This window comes from Microbacterium sp. ZOR0019, from assembly GCF_000800925.1.
GTDB classification, from domain to species: Bacteria; Actinomycetota; Actinomycetes; order Actinomycetales; family Microbacteriaceae; genus Microbacterium; species Microbacterium aurugineum.
Genome location: NZ_JRKC01000082.1, coordinates 1 through 561, shown reverse-complemented (window position 1 = coordinate 561; position 561 = coordinate 1). Strand labels below are relative to the sequence as shown.

The 561-nt window shown below is 62.4% G+C and carries 1 protein-coding gene; it reads left to right on the top strand.

Annotated elements, in window-relative coordinates:
- Positions 1–165 precede the first annotated feature (165 nt).
- Positions 166–402, top strand: coding sequence for a hypothetical protein (locus L978_RS18830; RefSeq protein WP_156118311.1), 237 nt, complete (start codon positions 166–168; stop codon positions 400–402).
- Positions 403–561 lie beyond the last annotated feature (159 nt).

Genomic DNA, 561 nt, shown 5'->3' with positions numbered 1-561 from the left:
TCGGAGATTCCTGAGGAGTTGTGAACGCCCTCAGCCGGAGAGGGCGTCGAGGACCTTCGCGATCCGACCCTTGGCTGTTGGACGTGTGCAAGGCTGCAAGTGGAAATGACGCGATCTGCATCAGTATCTTCGTCGTCGGCGGAGTCGCATGCTGGGGGTAATGACATGGGATTGAAACAGAACATCCGCGATACTCGTACCCGTTGGCTCACACTCTGCACACTTGCTTCCTCGGCGCTCACATTCCTCGGAGTGGTGCTCGCGATCACCACCATCGTCGTCGGGCCGGGGGACGCAAACTCCCTGACAACCCTCGCGACCGTGTTGATCGTGATCGGAAGCATCGGTAGCGTCGTCGGCGCCATCATGCTCAACCATCGCTCCAAGAGCATCCGCCCGTAGCGCTCGGTCACGGTCGGCCGACCGTCACCGACTCGCGTTGCCCCGCCCCGGGACGGCGGGGATCGCAACTCCTCAGAAAGGAGTGCGTCGCGAGGGAAACGGCGCTTCGCGCGGTGCTCGTCGGAGATTCCTGAGGAGTTGTGAACGCCCTCAGCCGGA

Excerpts from the sequence above, each read along its gene's own strand:
- L978_RS18830 (WP_156118311.1), top strand. The coding sequence starts at position 166 with ATGGGATTGAAACAGAACATCCGCGATACTCGTACCCGTTGGCTCACA.